This window comes from Billgrantia ethanolica (assembly GCF_021404305.1).
Classification (GTDB): domain Bacteria; phylum Pseudomonadota; class Gammaproteobacteria; order Pseudomonadales; family Halomonadaceae; genus Halomonas; species Halomonas ethanolica.
On sequence record NZ_JABFTX010000001.1, the window covers coordinates 101718 to 116802 of the forward strand.

Genomic DNA, 15085 nt, shown 5'->3' on the forward strand with positions numbered 1-15085 from the left:
GGGCTCCGGTGTTGATTATCTTGTCTTGCGAGTGTGCATTATTTAAAACGCATCGCCAAGACCTGCAAGCTCGCGGCATGAGCTTTTTTCCGCGCCAAGGCCATCGGCGCGCGCGGCGCTTTCCGCTACACTAGGCGCCGGTTTCCCGGGAGAGGCACTGCCGCTCCTTCTTATGCTGGTTGAACGTCGAGGTGAGACTTGGTCGATCCCCTTTTCGCCTGGTGGGCCCAGCAGTTGGTCCTGTGCGACTGGGCCTTCGAGCCCGAACCCAACATGATCGATGCCAAAGCGGCCAGTGCCAGGCTGCAGGCGCTGGGCGTGGCCGATCGCGGCGAGCTTGGCTGGCGGCTCATCGAGGCCTTCGGCACCGATACGGCCGATCCGGCAAGGCTGCTGGCCGCACTGGAGTTGCTCGCCCTGGCGGGGTCGGCCAATTGGCTGACCGAGCCGCGCCTGCGCGGCTGGTTGATGCGGGTGACCGAGGAGATCGCCAGCCGCTACGACAGCCTCGAGCAATGGCTCGAGGCGCTGCGCCACGCCAAGAGTGCCGAGGGTTGGGTGCGTGGTGACGACGATTTCTGGGAAGCCTGCGAAGCGCTGGCGGCACTCGAGCTCGATGGCGATGGCATCACCTGGGACGCCCTGACCGCGTGGGTGGCCAAACGGCGCAAGGAACCGCGGCCTTCACTCTGGGCCGATGACGAAAATGCCGGTATCTGGCGTCTGCGAGCGGCCTTCTCTCCGGTGCTCGAGGCTTCGCCCGCCACCATCGACTGGCCTGGCGTGACGGAATGGATGGAGCGTTACTGGCAGCTCGAGGGTCGTGAAGGGGCGATTCAGACTCTGCTGTGGCTGGCGGGCTACGGGCACCGCCAGGGCTGGGATCTCGATGCCGCTCGCCTGCTGAAGGCATCGAGTGCCGAACGCCAGGAGTGGCTTGCCGGCCTGGCGCCCGGCGAGCGTGACTATGGCAAGGTGTTGTTGGGCTTCATCGAGCACGGCGAGCCGCTCGAGTGGGCCGCCTGGGACTGGCTGCGCATGGTCGATCTGGCCTGGGCCGGTGCCTGTGCCGGCTGGCTGAGTGCCACTGAGGCCCGGGAGCTGGCCGCGCATGCTACCGATCTGGTGCTGCGCCGCTACAGCGACTGGTCGGCGCTGGCGCGGGCCTACCAGCGTGGCTGCAGTCTGTTCGAAGGGCGCGACCGGCTGGGCGACATGAAGCGCGATTGGGGGCTGCTGTTCAACTCGCCGGTCAGCCCCTGGCGGATGCCGTTGCAACAGCTGATGAGCGAAGCGGAGCGAGAGGCATCGCGCGTGTCGATCATGGCCTGGCGGCGCTCACCCCGGCACTGGGTGCTGGCACTGGCCGCAGTACGCGAGCCCGAGTTCGGCATGCGCCAGGGCGTTGCCTCGGCGGTGACTGCCGAGCGGCGCGGCGATGCGCTGCGCTACCTCGAGGAGACCCTCGGCCTGCACCCCGATGAGGGGGTGCAAGCACTCACTCGCTACTGGCTGCCGGCGCAGGCGCACCACCTCAATCAGCTGGCCGCCGATGCCGCCCACGGTATCCTTCCCGACGCCGAGACGCCGTTCGGGCGACCCAGTGCCGCCGACAGGGCCATGCTCGAATCGATGAGGCAGGGCAGTCGTCATGCGGCGACCGTTCACATGGCCGAGAAGTATGCCTTCTATCTGCAGATGGCCATGGACAGCGAGGCGTTTGATTCCCAGGCGCTGGAGACGCTGACGGAGGCGCTGCGTGGAACCCTGTGCCGTTTCTACCCCGATGCCCGGCGTCTGCTGGAGGCCTGGGCTCAGTGGGAGGCGCTGCTGCCGGAAGGTGAGCATCCACCGCTGGTGCATGAGATTCGCTGGCACCTGGAGGATCCGGGCAGCCCCTTCCACTGGCTCGACTGGCACTCCTCCCAGTGGCAGGAGCCGGGGCCTCGCCCTACGCTTTCGCGTTTTACGGCCATGGCGCTGGTAGGACCGCTCAACAATGCCGCCTGGAGCGAGCCTCACGTGGAGAGCGAGCGCGAGGCGGTGTCGATTCGGGAGTGGATCGATGGCCATTACGGCCTGCACGGACGGCGCGAGCTCGAGGAGTTTCTCGATTTTCTGCTCGAGGCAGGCGATCGGCAGGAGTATCAGATCAACTACGCTCCCTATACCTTGAATGCCCAGCGGCTGGCGTCGGAGATCGCCATGCTGGAGAGCGGTGACTGCAGCGAAGAGGATCGCAACCACCTGCTGCGTCTGCAGCGGGTCCGCGACAACACCGATGGCTGCAACGAGCTGGATATGACCGCCTGGGACGTGGCCCAAGCGGTGGATCTGGCCATCGCCGGACGCCAGTTGGGCTGGCTGGACGATGAGGCCTTCAGCCGTGTGCTGGATCGGGCCCATGGACTGGCCGCGGCACACTACGGCAGCTGGACGGCCTATGCCAGCGGGCTCTACGCCGGTTTCTCATTCTTCATGGGCGAGACCCCCGAGCGGGATGCCTTCCTGAGCAGCTTCCGCCAGGCCCTGGTGGCGTGGCTTTCGGGGGCGCCGCCGTTGACGGGCCCTTGGGCGAGCCTGGATTTTCCCGGCGCGAGACCGCGACATTGGGCGCCGATGCATATCGATACGTTACCGGGCGATGTCAAAACGCTACATTAGGGCTCGCTCTGGTCAGGAAGTGTGGTTTATAGTCAGCAAGTTTATTGAACCGGCCCCCGCAGAGGGGGCTTGGAAACGGCCAAATCGCGAGCCAGCGCAAGGCCGCTTTGGCAGTGGTACGGGCGACACGTCGCCAGGCACCACTACCACAGCGATCCTCTCGGGCAGTCAGGTAGAGCTTCTTGCTCGATCCGGGCGTGCGCGCGGCTCAGGGAAACGAGGACCTCGCAAGATGGTTGCCACGGGATCGAGTCGTATCGCTCTACTCGGTGTATTGTTGGCGTTGTTGTCCGGTTGTGCCGGCCCATCGAAAACGTCGTTGGAGGCGCCCGACGACTACTTTGCACGGCAGCTGCCCGGCATGTCGTCCTCCTTGAATCCGATGATGTCTCCAGTGGACAACCCCATTCTTCGGGTCAGCAGCCTGCACAATCCCCCGCCCGAACTGATCCGCGAGGCGCTGCTGGCACAGCACGAGCGCTGGGTCGGGACTCCTTATCGTATCGGCGGTACCGGCCGCAGCGGGATCGACTGCTCGGCGCTGGTGCAGACGATCTTCAGCGAAACCTTCCGCCTGCAGCTGCCGCGTTCCACCGGCGAGCAGGTGCGTCAGGGTACCGAGATCTCCCGCGATGAGCTGCAGGTCGGCGACCTGGTCTTCTTCCGTCCGCCGGGCCGCTACGACCACGTGGGCATCTACGTCGGCGATGGCTACTTCCTGCACGCTTCCACCTCTCGGGGCGTAAGGCTTTCGCAGCTCGGCAACAGCTACTGGCAACGCTACTACTGGCAGGCACGCCGGACCCTGGAGCCGACCACGCTGGCGCAGCGCGTCACCGAACCGGGCGAGGGCTGAAAAGCATCTCTGCCTACCCCTCAAGAAGCGTCAGCGCGCTGGCGCTTCACTCTTACATGATCTTGCGGTGAGCGATGACGTACTCCACGAAGGCGCTCTCCGCCCGCGACAGGTAGGCGTCCTGCGCCCAGGCCAGTGACAGGTCGAGCCAGGCTGGATTGGCGAAGGAGACCGCCGCGAGCCCGGGTTCGTCCACCACCCGGCGCAGAAAGGTGGTGATGCCGAAGCCCTGACGTACGATGGCCTTGGTCAGCGGTATCAGGTTCGACTGGAAGGCCACATTGGCCGTGAGACCTGTCTGGCGAGACAGGGCTTCGACGAACTCGCGATGGAAGTAGCCGTCTTGGAACAGCACCAGCGGCTCCTGAAAGAACTCTTCCGCGGTCACGCTGCGGCACCCGGCAAAGGCATGGGCGCGCGGCACGCAAACCACCATCTCTTCACGCGTCAGATGCCGCCGCTCCATGGGTCGGCTCTGCTCGTCGTCGACCACGACACCCAGGTCCAGCTCGCCCGCGGCAATCATGCGCTGCAGCCGGCGCGCGCCGGCTTCCACCACGGTGAGTCGAATACCGGGATGCTGTGCCTTGAAACCCATCAGCAACGGCGGGAAGTAGTAGGAGCCGAGCATCGAGGGGATGCCGATGCGCACCTCGCCCTTGACCAGACCGTGCAGTTCGCGCATGGCCAAGTGGGTGCTCTCGGCACGTTCGAGCAGTTCGCGGGCATGAGCGTACAGCTCCGCCCCTTCCGGCGTCAGGGCAATACGCCGCTCGTGGCGGTGGAACAGCATCAGCTCCAACTGGCGTTCGAGGTTGGCGATCGTCTGGCTGATGGCGGACTGTGCCACGTGAAGCTCGCGGGCGGCAGCGCTGAAACCGGCGCGGTCGGCGACAGTGACGAAGACCCGCAGGGCGCGTAAGTCGAAGGGCAGGGCCATGGCACTTCCTGATAAGAGCGATCATGCGAGTGAGGATAAGAGAAATAGATGGTTGCGATCTTTTTATTCTGTTTGGCTTATCATATGCCATGACGGATCATGAGCGCCAAGCTTTGCCTCTCAGGAAACCGGCATGATATCCGCACGTTCCCCCGCTTGGTGGCGGGCCACCCTGGCACTCTGTCTCGGCTCCATTCTGGTATTCGTCAATCTCTATGCGCCGCAGCCGCTGCTGCCGGACCTGCGCCAGGCCTATGGCGTCTCGACCCTGGCCGTGAGTCTGATCATGTCGGTTGCCACCCTGGCCCTGGCGGGGGCACTGCTGGTGTTCGGCCCACTGTCTGATGCCATTGGCCGCGGTGGCATCATGCGGGTGACACTGCTGCTGACCGGGCTCTGTTCGCTGGGCCTGGCCTTCGCGCCCAACTTCGAAACCCTGCTGGCGCTGCGTCTGGTTCAGGGCTTCGTGCTCGGTGGGCTGCCGGCGGTGGCCATTGCCTGGATGGGCGACGAGTTCGATCGGCCGGCGCTGATGGCGGCAGTGGGGCTCTACATCGGCGCCAATACCCTGGGCGGCATCGGTGGGCGGCTGCTCGGCGGTGGCATCGGCGAGCTGGGGGGTGCCAGTGCCGGCTTTCTGGCGGTGGGGCTGGTGACCCTGGCAGGGGTGGCCCTGTTCTGGAAGTTGCTGCCGCCGCCGCGCCAGTTCAAGCCGCGGCGCTTCGAGCTGAGCGGCGCACTGGCCGATCTGGGTGGGCATTTGCGCCATCCGCTGCTGCTGGCCGCCTACCTGCTGGGCGGCATCAACTTTCTCATCTTCATCAATCAGTACAGCTACATCACCTTCCGCCTGGCCGATGAGCCGTTCGGGCTCAGCGCCCGCTGGCTGGGGATGATCTTCCTGACCTACCTGGGCGGAACCTTCAGCTCGGCGCTCTCCGGCCGCCTGACACGCCACTTCAGCCAGCCGGCCTGCATGGCGCTGGGCATTCTCATCCTGATGGCCGGAACCCTCATCACCCTGGCCGACTCGCTGGCCTGGATCATTGCCGGCTTGACCGTCAACGCGGTGGGCTTCTTTCTCGCCCACTCCATGGCGTCGAGCTGGGTCAGTCGTCAGGCGGAGCGGGCGAGGGGCAGCGCCTCGGCGCTCTACCTGGTGTTCTACTACCTGGGAGCGAGCCTCGGCAGCCTGTGGCTGGAGCCGTTCTGGCAGCGCGGCGGCTGGTTCGGCGTGGCGATCGGCTCCTGGCTGCTGCTCAGCCTGACGTTCGCCATCGCGCTGTGGCTGTGGCGCGGCGAGCGTGGCTTCGAGCGCTTGTCAGCGTTGCGATAGTCCGCCGGCCTCGTCGCCCCATACCTGCTCCAGGCGGCGTTCGCGCCCGCAGGCCGCCTTGTAGTAGTTGTAGCGCACCGGATTCTTGCGATAGTAGTCCTGGTGATACTCTTCGGCAGGGTAGAAGACCTCGAAGGGGGAGATCTCGGTGGCGATGTCGCGCTCGAAGCGTACGGCGAGTTCGTCGCGAGTGGCCTCGGCCAGCTCGCGTTCCGCGTCGGTGGCGTAGAAGATCGCGCTGCGATAGGCCTCGCCCACGTCGCAGAACTGACGGTCGACGGCAAACGGATCGATGTTGCGCCAGAACACGTGCAGCAGCGTGGCGTAGTCGACCGCCTCGGGGTCGTACTCCACCAAGACCACTTCGGCATGGCCGGTATTGCCGGCCACCACCTGCTGGTAGCTGGGGTTCTCGACGTGCCCGCCGCTGAAGCCGGAGGTCGTGGCGGTCACTCCCTCCACCTTGTCGAAAGCCTCCTCGACGCACCAGAAGCAGCCGCCGCCGAACACGGCGGTAGCGGTTTCACCACTGGCCATGCCCTTTGCCCAGGGCAGCGCCAACAGCACCGCGCCAGCCAGGGCCAGGCTTCGTATCCCGATCATGACGGTTCGCCTCTTGGGGTTCGTATCGTTGTGTAAGGTTGGAAGCTGTCAAGCGACTGAGGTTCCGTATAACCTCTGTTTAAAGTCACTGCACCGGAGTCACCCGTGACGCGCCGCCGACTTGTGCTTGTTCTCGTCCTGCTTACCATCGTAGCGCTCTTTTTTCTCAGCGGCGCCGACGAGCTGCTGACCCTGGCCAACCTGCAAGCCGAGCAGGCCCGTTTTCAGGCCTGGCTGGCCGAAGAGCCGGTCGTTGTCGTGGGGGGCTTCTTCGTACTTTACGTGGTCATGGCCGCACTGTCGCTGCCCGGGGCAACGCTGCTGACGGTGCTGGGCGGGGCGCTGTTCGGCTTAGGCTGGGGGCTGCTGATCATCTCCTTCGCCAGCACCCTGGGCGCCATGCTGGCAGCGCTGATCGCCCGTACCCTGGCGCGGGCGCCGTTGGAGCGGCGCTTCGCACCGCAGCTCGAGCGCATCAATGCGGGCATTCGACGGGAAGGCGCCTTCTATCTCTTCACCCTGCGCCTGATCCCGCTGTTTCCCTTCTTCGTCATCAACCTGGTGGTGGGCCTCACCCGCATGCGCCTGTGGACCTTCTACTGGGTCAGTCAACTGGGCATGCTGCCGGGTACGGCCGTGTTCGTGAATGCCGGCCGTGAACTCGGCAATCTGCAGTCGCTATCCGACATCCTCTCGCCCGGGCTGATCGGCTCGTTCGTGCTGATCGGCCTGTTCCCCTGGCTGGCGCGGGGCCTGGTGGCCGTGCTCAAGCGCCGTCGACTGGCGCTGCGGCATTCACGTCCGGCTCGCTTCGACTACGACATCGTGGTGATCGGCGGGGGCTCTGCGGGCCTGGTGGCCAGCTATATTGCGGCGGCGGTCAAGGCCAGGGTGGCGCTGGTGGAGCGCGACCGCCTGGGCGGTGACTGCCTGAATACCGGCTGCGTCCCGTCCAAGGCGCTGATTCGTGCGGCGCGGGTTGCGGCAGAGGTGCGTGACGCTGGGCGTTTCGGCATCCAGGCCGGCGAACCCAGGGTCGACTTCGGTGCCGTGATGGGGCACGTGCGGCGTGCCATACGTGCCGTGGAGCCTCACGACAGCCGCGAGCGCTACGAGGGCCTCGGGGTCGAGGTGCTGGCGGGGGAGGCGCGACTCGACGACCCCTGGCGCGTGCGGGTCAGGGGAGCCGATGGCGAGCGCGTGTTGACCACCCGGCACGTGATCGTAGCCAGCGGGGCGAGACCCAGGGTGCCGCCGTTGCCGGGCCTAGAAGACATCGACGTGCTGACCTCGGACAATCTATGGCAGCTCGACATCCTTCCCGAACGCCTGGTGGTGCTGGGCGGCGGCCCCATCGGCTGCGAGCTGGGACAGAGCTTCGCCCGCCTGGGCAGTCGGGTGAGCCTGGTCGAGATGGGCCCTCAGTTACTGCCTCGCGAGGACACCGACGCCGCTGATCTGCTGCGTCAGCGCCTCGTGGACGAGGGCGTGGAACTCTGGCTCGACACCCGGGCGCTGCGCGTCGCGCCGGGCGCCGATGGTGCGCATGTGCTGGAGGTGGAGCATCGTCTCGCCTCGGGTCAGATCGAGGTGCATCGGCTGCCGTTCGAGCGCCTGCTGGTAGCGGCGGGGCGCCAGGCCAACGTGACCGGCCTCGGGCTCGAGGCGCTGGGGGTGGAGACCCGTTCCGATGGCACCCTGGCGGTGGACGAGACCTTGCAGTCGGTGCTGCCCAACGTATGGGCCTGCGGTGACGTGGCCGGGCCGTTCCAACTGACCCATGCCAGCGCCCACCAGGCCTGGCACGCTACGGTGAATGCGCTGTTCGGTGAGCTCAAGCGATTCCGGGTCAGCTACCGGGCGCTGCCGGCGGTCACCTACACCGAACCCGAGGTGGCCCGGGTTGGCCTCAGCGAGCGCGAGGCGCGCCGCCAGGGCGTCGCGTTCGAAGTCACGCGCTATTCGCTGGCCGAGCTGGACCGTGCCATTACCGAGGGGCGTACCGAAGGATTCGTCAAGGTACTGACGGTGCCGGGCCGGGATCGCATTCTCGGTGCCAGCGTGGTGGGGCAGGGGGCCGGCGAGCTGCTGGCCGAGTTCACCCTGGCGATGACCCACGGTATTGGCCTGAACAAGCTGCTGGGCACGGTTCATCCCTACCCTACCTGGTCCGAGGCGGCCAAGGCCACGGCCGGTATTTGGAAGAACGCGCACAAGCCCGAGCAGCTGTTGCGCTGGCTGGCACGCTACTTCGCCTGGCGGCGTGGGGCCCATCGAAGCGAGGCGAGGGCGGCCGCGACAGAGACGAGGCGGAAGGATGCTTGATCGTTGGACCATGCCGCTGATGCAGGCACCGCTGTACACCGCAGCCAGGCGGCTGCAGCGTTGCAACGTTCGTCCCGATCAGGTGACATTGGTGTCGTTTGTCATCGGCATGCTCAGCCTGCCGCTGCTGGCGCTGGAATTCTACCTCCTGGCCCTGGCCGCGATCCTGCTCAATCGGGTGGGCGACGGCGTGGATGGCGCCCTGGCACGGCTCACGGACAAGACGAGCGATGCCGGGGGCTTTCTCGACATCGGCCTCGACTTCGTCTTCTATGCCGCCGTGGTGCTAGGATTCGCCCTGGCCGATCCGGCGGCCAATGCGCTGGCGGCCGCTTTCCTGCTGTTTGCCTTCATCGGCACCGGAACGTCGTTTCTGGCCTTTGCCATCATGGCCACCCGGTACGGGCTCGAACGGCCGCACTTCCAGCGCAAGGCGTTCTACTATCTGCATGGATTGACCGAGGGCACGGAAACCATTCTGGCCTTCGTGCTCTTCTGCCTGTGGCCGCACCAGTTCGCTCTGCTGGCTACGCTGTTTGCCGTGGCGTGCCTGATCACCACTGCCACGCGGCTGTGGGGCGGCTACTGGTCGCTGCGGCGACTCGGAGAGTGATGGTGGGGGCATTTCGGGCCCGTGCAGGGGGCAGGTCAGGTCAGAAAGACAAAGAGGGCAGCCGGGGCCGCCCTCTTCGGGGATGGTTCGTGCGAAGGTGAAGCGCTGCTTCAGTGCTCGACGCCACCTTCACCATGCACGTGGCCGTGCTCGATCTCTTCCTGACTGGCTTCGCGTACGGTAGCGATCTCGACGTCGAAGTTGAGCTTCTGGCCGGCCAGTGGATGATTGCCGTCGACGGTGACGGTATCGCCTTCAATCTTGGTCACGGTGACCATCAGCGGGCCGCCTTGTGTCTGGGCCTGGAACTGCATGCCCGGCTCGACGGCCTCGACGCCCTGGAAGGCGTCGCGCGGCACTTCCTGCACCAGCTGCGGCTGCACCTCGCCGTAACCCTCCTCCGGGGCGACGGTCACATTGAGCTTTTCGCCGGCTTCACGCCCTTCCAACTGCTTCTCCAGGCCGGGAATGATGTTGCCGGCGCCGTGGAGATAAGTCAGCGGCTGACGACCTTCCGAGCTGTCCAGCACTTCACCTGCATCGTTGGTCAGGGTGTAGTGAAACGCGACGACTGAATTCTGCGCAATCTGCATTGATGAACCTTTCGGTGAGTGCATGTAGGGACCATGGTAACGCGCGAGGCCGGAGCTGTCAGGGGGGATGCGGTATTTTCAGCTTGGCCTGTCTCGTCCTGAGTTCCGTTCACTCTCTATATGTCGAGTTGCGCGGCATGAGCCTCGCGGCTACCCTAGCGTGACCCAAAATTTCCGTCCTACTTCTCACCTTGATTGGAGCCGTGCCCATGACCGAAATCGTGATCTGGCTGATTGCCTTTGCCCTCATTCTGTTCTTCAGCATCAAGCTGTGGGAGGCGTCTGTAAGTGCCGCCTTGAACAAGGTGGTGCCGAGTGTCATCAAGAGCGATGACGGCAACCGCTGGGTCTGGGGCGTGGCGCTTGCCGTGCTGGGGGCCACCACGCTGGTGCGTCCCATCGACATGCTGCTGACCCTGATCGTGATCGCTCTGCTGGGCTTTATCGCCTGGAAGCTGGTGTGTTGGGCTATGGGCCGGGCCAACTTCCACTGAGATGACTTCTTAGTGAACGCAACGGGCCCGCGGCATCGCCGCGGGCCCGTTGCATTTGACGTTGAGAAAAGTCGTTGAGACTGGCTGTCTCTAACTGTCAGTAGGGGGCCACGGTGACGTTGGCGCCGCTGCCGATCATGCGAACGCGCTGGCCAACCTGGAATGGGCGGTCGGCTTTCTGCACAATCACCACGTTCTGACCGTCGTCGCGGCGAATCTCCATCTCCCAGGCGCGAACACGGTTGGTCGACTCTTCGATGGCGCTACCCGCCACGGCGCCGCCGATCACGCCGGCTGCGGTGGCCAGCTGCCGACCGGAACCACCGCCCACCTGACGACCGAGCAGACCACCGACCACGGCACCGCCGCCGGTACCGATGATCCCGCCCGCACGGCTGTCAGCCTGGACCTGCACCTGGCGCAGCGCAGTGATGGTGCCGAACGTCACGGTCTGGGCGGTGCCAGCCTGGGAGCCCCGATAGACGTCGCCGCCCATGGTCGAGGTGTTGGCGCAGCCGGCCAGGGTCAGCATGCCGAGAGCCAGCACGGGAAGAAGACGCTTCATGTACACCTCCTGAGGGCAAGCCGATGTCAATTTGGGGATCGTCTTTGCCATTGTATGGGGAAACACTGTTTGCTAACTGGCTAGCTTAGCCATTCATATTGCATTTGACCATAGCCTAATGCTGCAAGTGCCGCCCACAGCAGCAGAAAAAGGGGTAAATATTGTGCAAGTGCAGGCGGCTCGACGGATCTCGCAACGAAAAAAGGGAGGCGCGAGGCCTCCCAAGGGTTCCAGTCGTTCTACCGTAGCGCCATGCTCAGCCAAACTGGTTCATGGTGTTGTCCTTGCCGCCGGCCTTGAGTGCCGCCTCGCCGTGGAAGAACTCCTTGTGGTCGTCGCCGATGTTGGAGCCGGCCATGTCCTGGTGCTTGACCGTGGCGATGCCCTCGCGGATTTCGCGGCGCTGGACGCCCGCCACGTAGGCCAGCATGCCCTCGGCGCCGAAGTAGCCTTTGGCCAGATTGTCGGTAGACAGGGCGGCGGTGTGGTAAGTCGGCAGCGTGATCAGGTGATGGAAGATGCCGGCCTCACGGGCTGCGTCGCGCTGGAAGTTGCGGGTCCACTCGTCGGCCAGCTTGCCGAGCTCGGTGTTGTCGTACTCGGCGCTCATCAGGCTGGAGCGGTCGTAGGCCGAGACATCCTTGCCTTCCTTCTCCCAGGCATCGAATACCTGCTGACGGAAGTTGAGCGTCCAGTTGAAGGAGGGCGAGTTGTTGTAGACCAGCTTGGCGTCCGGCACCACCTGGCGGATGCGGTTGACCATGTTGGCAATTTGACCGACGTGGGGCTTCTCGGTTTCGATCCACAGCAGGTCGGCGCCGTTCTGCAGGCTGGTGATACAGTCGAGCACAACGCGGTCTTCGCCAGTGCCAGGCTTGAACTGGTACAGGCCGGAAGCCAGACGCTTGACCTTCACCAGCTTGCCGTTCTGCTTGATCACTACGTCGCCGTTGTCGATGTCGGAAGCCGAAGTGATTTCGTCGCCATCGAGGAAGCTGTTGTACTGGTCGCCCAGGTCGCCCGGTTCCTTGGTCACGGCGATCTTCTGGGTCAGGCCGGCGCCCAGAGAGTCGGTGCGAGCGACGATCACACCGTCGTCCACACCCAGTTCGAGGAAGGCGTAGCGAACGGCATTGATCTTGGCCAGGAAGTCCTCGTGGGGCACTGTGACCTTGCCGTCCTGGTGGCCGCACTGCTTCTCGTCGGAAACCTGGTTCTCGAGCTGGATACAGCAGGCGCCCGCTTCGATCATCTTCTTGGCCAGCAGGTAAGTGGCCTCGGCGTTACCGAAACCGGCATCGATGTCGGCGATAATCGGTACCACGTGAGTCTCGTGGTTGTCGATCTTGGCGATCAATTCTTCGGCTTTCGCCTTGTCGCCTGCCTTCTGGGCCTCTTCCAGGTCGCGGAACAGGTGGTTCAGTTCCCAGGCATCGGCTTGGCGCAGGAAGGTGTAGAGCTCTTCGATCAACCCGGGCACGCTGGTCTTCTCGTGCATGGACTGGTCGGGCAGCGGGCCGAACTCGGAGCGCAGGGCGGCGACCATCCAGCCGGAGAGGTAGAGGTAGCGACGCTTGGTGGTGCCGAAGTGCTTCTTGATCGAAATCAGCTTCTGCTGGCCGATGAAACCGTGCCAGCAGCCCAGCGACTGGGTGTACTGGGAGCTGTCGGCATCGTAGGCGGCCATGTCTTCGCGCATGATCTTGGCAGTGTACTTGGCAATGTCCAGACCGGTCTTGAAGCGGTTCTGGGCACGCATGCGGGCGGCATTCTCGGGGCTGATGCTGGCCCACTTGCCTTGCTGGGCTTCACGCAGTTGAGCCAGTGCCTTGATGTCGTCTTTGTATGACATGTTGCCATCCTTCCGATCTGAGGTGGGGTCTTCGGCGTCGATTGCCATGCGGCGGCGCTCGCTGCCTCGTCAGTTGGCGGCATTCGACCGGGCTGTCCGGGCTATGCTGCACCTGCGAAGTCATGTCAGAGTCAACCAGAACGTCCTGCTTGTCTCTACGGCGTTGGTCGAACTCAGCTGAACGTTAAGACGCTTACTGTTTTCGACACATTGCAAACGTTATCGAACGATCGTTTTAACTTCGCCTTGGTATCACTATGCCGCATGAAGACTGAGCCTCACAATCATCACTTGGGGGCAGGGAGGGTTGTAGTTCGACTACAAGAGCATGGCTTTACGCCTGAATCCTGTAGTCGAATTTCGCCTTTTCTAAGGTGCGGGAGGGGGGTTAGTCGATCAGGGAAAGGCGCATGTTGCGGTGCGGTATGCCGGCGTCGAGGAAAACCTCGCCATAGGCCGTGAAGCCGAGGTTTTCATAGAAGGCGAGGGCGTGAGTCTGGGCGGCCAGTTCGACCTGGGCGTGGCCCAGGCGGCGGGCCGAGGCGATGGCGGCCTGCATCAGCGCCGCGCCGATGCCCAGGCCGCGCGCCTCGCGTAGCACGGCGACCCGGCCGATGTGGCCGTCGGGCAGCAGCCGGGCGGTGCCCAACGGCGAGGCGTCGTGCAGCGCGAGGAAGTGGCGGCACTCGTCGTCGCGCCCGTCCCACTCCTCTTCACGGGGCACCTGCTGCTCCTCGATGAATACGATACGACGGATTTCGCCGGCCACCTCGCCAAGCTCGGCCCAACTGCCTTCGCGAATCTCGATCCGCTCCTTCACGTTAGCACTCCTCTTCCGTTTGCTTTCACTCTTCCTCGGCCCAGGTCAGGCTGCCGGCGTCGTACAGGGTGGCGAGCAGCTCGGCGGCGCCCTCATGGGCCAGCAGTTCCGCATTCAGGGGCTCGTCGCTGGCCACGGCGCGTGCCAGCGGCAGCGCACAGGCGATGCCGTCGCCGTCGGCGAACAGGGTGGCGGTGTCGTCATCCAGGGCGCGCCAGGCGAAGCGTGAGCCGGGACTTCGCAGCAGCTCCTCGCCTTCCTGTAGTAGCGCGACAAGCTCATCGACGTCCGTCGGGGTGTCGCTGGGTACCAGTTGGTCGACGTACTTGGGCTGGGTCATCACTCGGCCGAACCACTGGGCGAGCTGGTTGGGATCGTCCAGGGTGGAGAGGATCAGCCGGCGCATGCGTTCGAGGGCGGCATCGTCGAGTTCCGCCGGATCGGCGGGTGGAGTCATGCCGGCATCGGCGTAGCGCAGCGAGGGCGGCAGCCCTTCACCGATGAAGTCGGCGAAGGAGGTGACCGCCTCGTCAGCCGAGGGCGCGCGAAAGCCCACCGAGTAAGTCATGCAGTCGTCGGATTGGCTGAGGCCATGGTGCGCCCAGCCCGGCGGCAGATAAAGCATGTCGCCCGGCTCCAGCACCCAGTCGTCGCCCGCTTCCAGCGTGAAGCGCTCGAGAATGCGCAGATCGATGCCGGGGATGATCGGCGCGTCATCGGGCACCCTGCCGCCAAGCTGCCAGCGTCGCCGACCCAGGCCCTGGATCAGAAAGACGTCGTACTGGTCGACGTGGGGGCCCACGCTGCCGCCCGGCGGGGCGTAGCTGATCATGATGTCGTCGAGTCGCCAGCGCGGCAGGAAGTCGAAGTGCTCGAGCAGCTCGGCTACTTCGGGCACGTAATGGTCCGCGGCCTGCACCAGCAGGGTCCAGTCGCGCTCGGGCAGTTCGCCGAACACGGCCTCGTCGAAGGGGCCGTGGCTGACCTGCCACGGGCCGTCGGGGCCGTCCTCTTCCACCAGCCGGGCTTCGACGCCCTCCTCGCAGGCGAGCCCGGCCAGTTCGTCGGGGTCCAGGGGGCTTTCGAAATCGACAAAGGCACCACGGATCAGCAGCGGCTTGCGCTGCCAGTAGTCGCGCAGGAACTCGGCGGCGGTGAGGCCGCCCAGCAGGCTGAGAGGGGCGTCGCTTGGCATGGTGTCTCACTACTCGGCAGATGGCACGAAGAGCCGCAGGGCATGAGGGCCCTGCGGTGTAAAAGCGTCATGGTAGCGTATTGCGGTGAATGAGGCTTTGTCTGAAAAATCGGCGAGCGAAGGCCAGGGCTAGGCCCGTTCCCGACGGGCCAACGCACTTCCCACATCCATGTGGGTCGCAAGGCAAAAATCGGCGAAAAGACGGAGTTTACGGAGTGTAAATGAGTAC

13 protein-coding genes are annotated in these 15085 nt (G+C 64.8%); 6 read left to right on the forward strand and 7 right to left on the reverse strand.

What is annotated here, in order from left to right; all coding sequences use genetic code 11:
• The first annotated feature begins 198 nt into the window (after window positions 1-198).
• Window positions 199-2664, forward strand: a complete 2466-nt coding sequence (locus tag HOP53_RS00485) for a DUF1266 domain-containing protein (protein WP_234268050.1) — start codon at window positions 199-201, stop codon at window positions 2662-2664.
• 319 nt (window positions 2665-2983) lie between these two features.
• A complete protein-coding gene (locus HOP53_RS00490) occupies window positions 2984-3520 on the forward strand; it encodes a C40 family peptidase (protein ID WP_234268051.1) in 537 nt (178 codons plus the stop codon).
• Window positions 3521-3572: 52 nt separating this feature from the next.
• On the opposite strand, the gene HOP53_RS00495 is transcribed toward HOP53_RS00490, so the two are convergent.
• Window positions 3573-4460, reverse strand: coding sequence for a LysR family transcriptional regulator (locus HOP53_RS00495; RefSeq protein WP_234268052.1), 888 nt, complete (start codon window positions 4458-4460; stop codon window positions 3573-3575).
• A 133-nt stretch (window positions 4461-4593) separates the two neighbouring features.
• Between HOP53_RS00495 and HOP53_RS00500 the strand changes: the two genes are divergently transcribed.
• Complete coding sequence (locus tag HOP53_RS00500) at window positions 4594-5796, forward strand: MFS transporter (RefSeq protein WP_234268053.1); 1203 nt, start codon at window positions 4594-4596, stop codon at window positions 5794-5796.
• Here HOP53_RS00500 and msrA read toward each other — a convergent pair.
• Window positions 5782-6399 (reverse strand): peptide-methionine (S)-S-oxide reductase MsrA, encoded by a 618-nt coding sequence (gene msrA / locus HOP53_RS00505; RefSeq protein WP_234268054.1) that lies wholly within the window; start codon window positions 6397-6399, stop codon window positions 5782-5784. The genes HOP53_RS00500 and msrA overlap by 15 nt on opposite strands.
• A 105-nt stretch (window positions 6400-6504) precedes the next feature.
• Here msrA and HOP53_RS00510 point away from each other — a divergent pair, with 105 nt between their 5' ends.
• Together HOP53_RS00510 and HOP53_RS00515 are read left to right on the forward strand one after the other, a co-directional pair.
• Window positions 6505-8724, forward strand: coding sequence for an FAD-dependent oxidoreductase (locus HOP53_RS00510; RefSeq protein ID WP_234268055.1), 2220 nt, complete (start codon window positions 6505-6507; stop codon window positions 8722-8724).
• A complete protein-coding gene (locus tag HOP53_RS00515) occupies window positions 8717-9337 on the forward strand; it encodes a CDP-alcohol phosphatidyltransferase family protein (protein ID WP_234268058.1) in 621 nt (206 codons plus the stop codon). The genes HOP53_RS00510 and HOP53_RS00515 overlap by 8 nt, the downstream gene beginning before the upstream one ends.
• Before the next feature lie 110 nt (window positions 9338-9447).
• On the opposite strand, the gene HOP53_RS00520 is transcribed toward HOP53_RS00515, so the two are convergent.
• A complete protein-coding gene (locus HOP53_RS00520; RefSeq protein ID WP_234268060.1) occupies window positions 9448-9930 on the reverse strand; it encodes an FKBP-type peptidyl-prolyl cis-trans isomerase in 483 nt (160 codons plus the stop codon).
• A gap of 209 nt (window positions 9931-10139) precedes the next feature.
• Here HOP53_RS00520 and HOP53_RS00525 point away from each other — a divergent pair, with 209 nt between their 5' ends.
• A complete protein-coding gene (locus HOP53_RS00525; RefSeq protein WP_234268062.1) occupies window positions 10140-10424 on the forward strand; it encodes a hypothetical protein in 285 nt (94 codons plus the stop codon).
• 97 nt (window positions 10425-10521) lie between these two features.
• On the opposite strand, the gene HOP53_RS00530 is transcribed toward HOP53_RS00525, so the two are convergent.
• The 4 genes from HOP53_RS00530 to HOP53_RS00545 form a co-directional block, all read right to left on the reverse strand.
• The gene (locus tag HOP53_RS00530; protein ID WP_234268065.1) at window positions 10522-10989 is read right to left on the reverse strand and encodes an outer membrane lipoprotein; all 468 of its coding nucleotides are present in this window, start codon (window positions 10987-10989) and stop codon (window positions 10522-10524) included.
• 256 nt (window positions 10990-11245) lie between these two features.
• Window positions 11246-12841, reverse strand: a complete 1596-nt coding sequence (locus HOP53_RS00535) for an isocitrate lyase (protein WP_234268066.1) — start codon at window positions 12839-12841, stop codon at window positions 11246-11248.
• 388 nt (window positions 12842-13229) lie between these two features.
• Window positions 13230-13661: a GNAT family N-acetyltransferase gene (locus HOP53_RS00540; protein WP_234268071.1), complete on the reverse strand. Its 432-nt coding sequence runs from the start codon at window positions 13659-13661 to the stop codon at window positions 13230-13232.
• 25 nt (window positions 13662-13686) lie between these two features.
• Entirely contained in the window at window positions 13687-14856 is a 1170-nt protein-coding gene (locus tag HOP53_RS00545) for a cupin domain-containing protein (protein WP_234268073.1), read from the reverse strand.
• Window positions 14857-15085 lie beyond the last annotated feature (229 nt).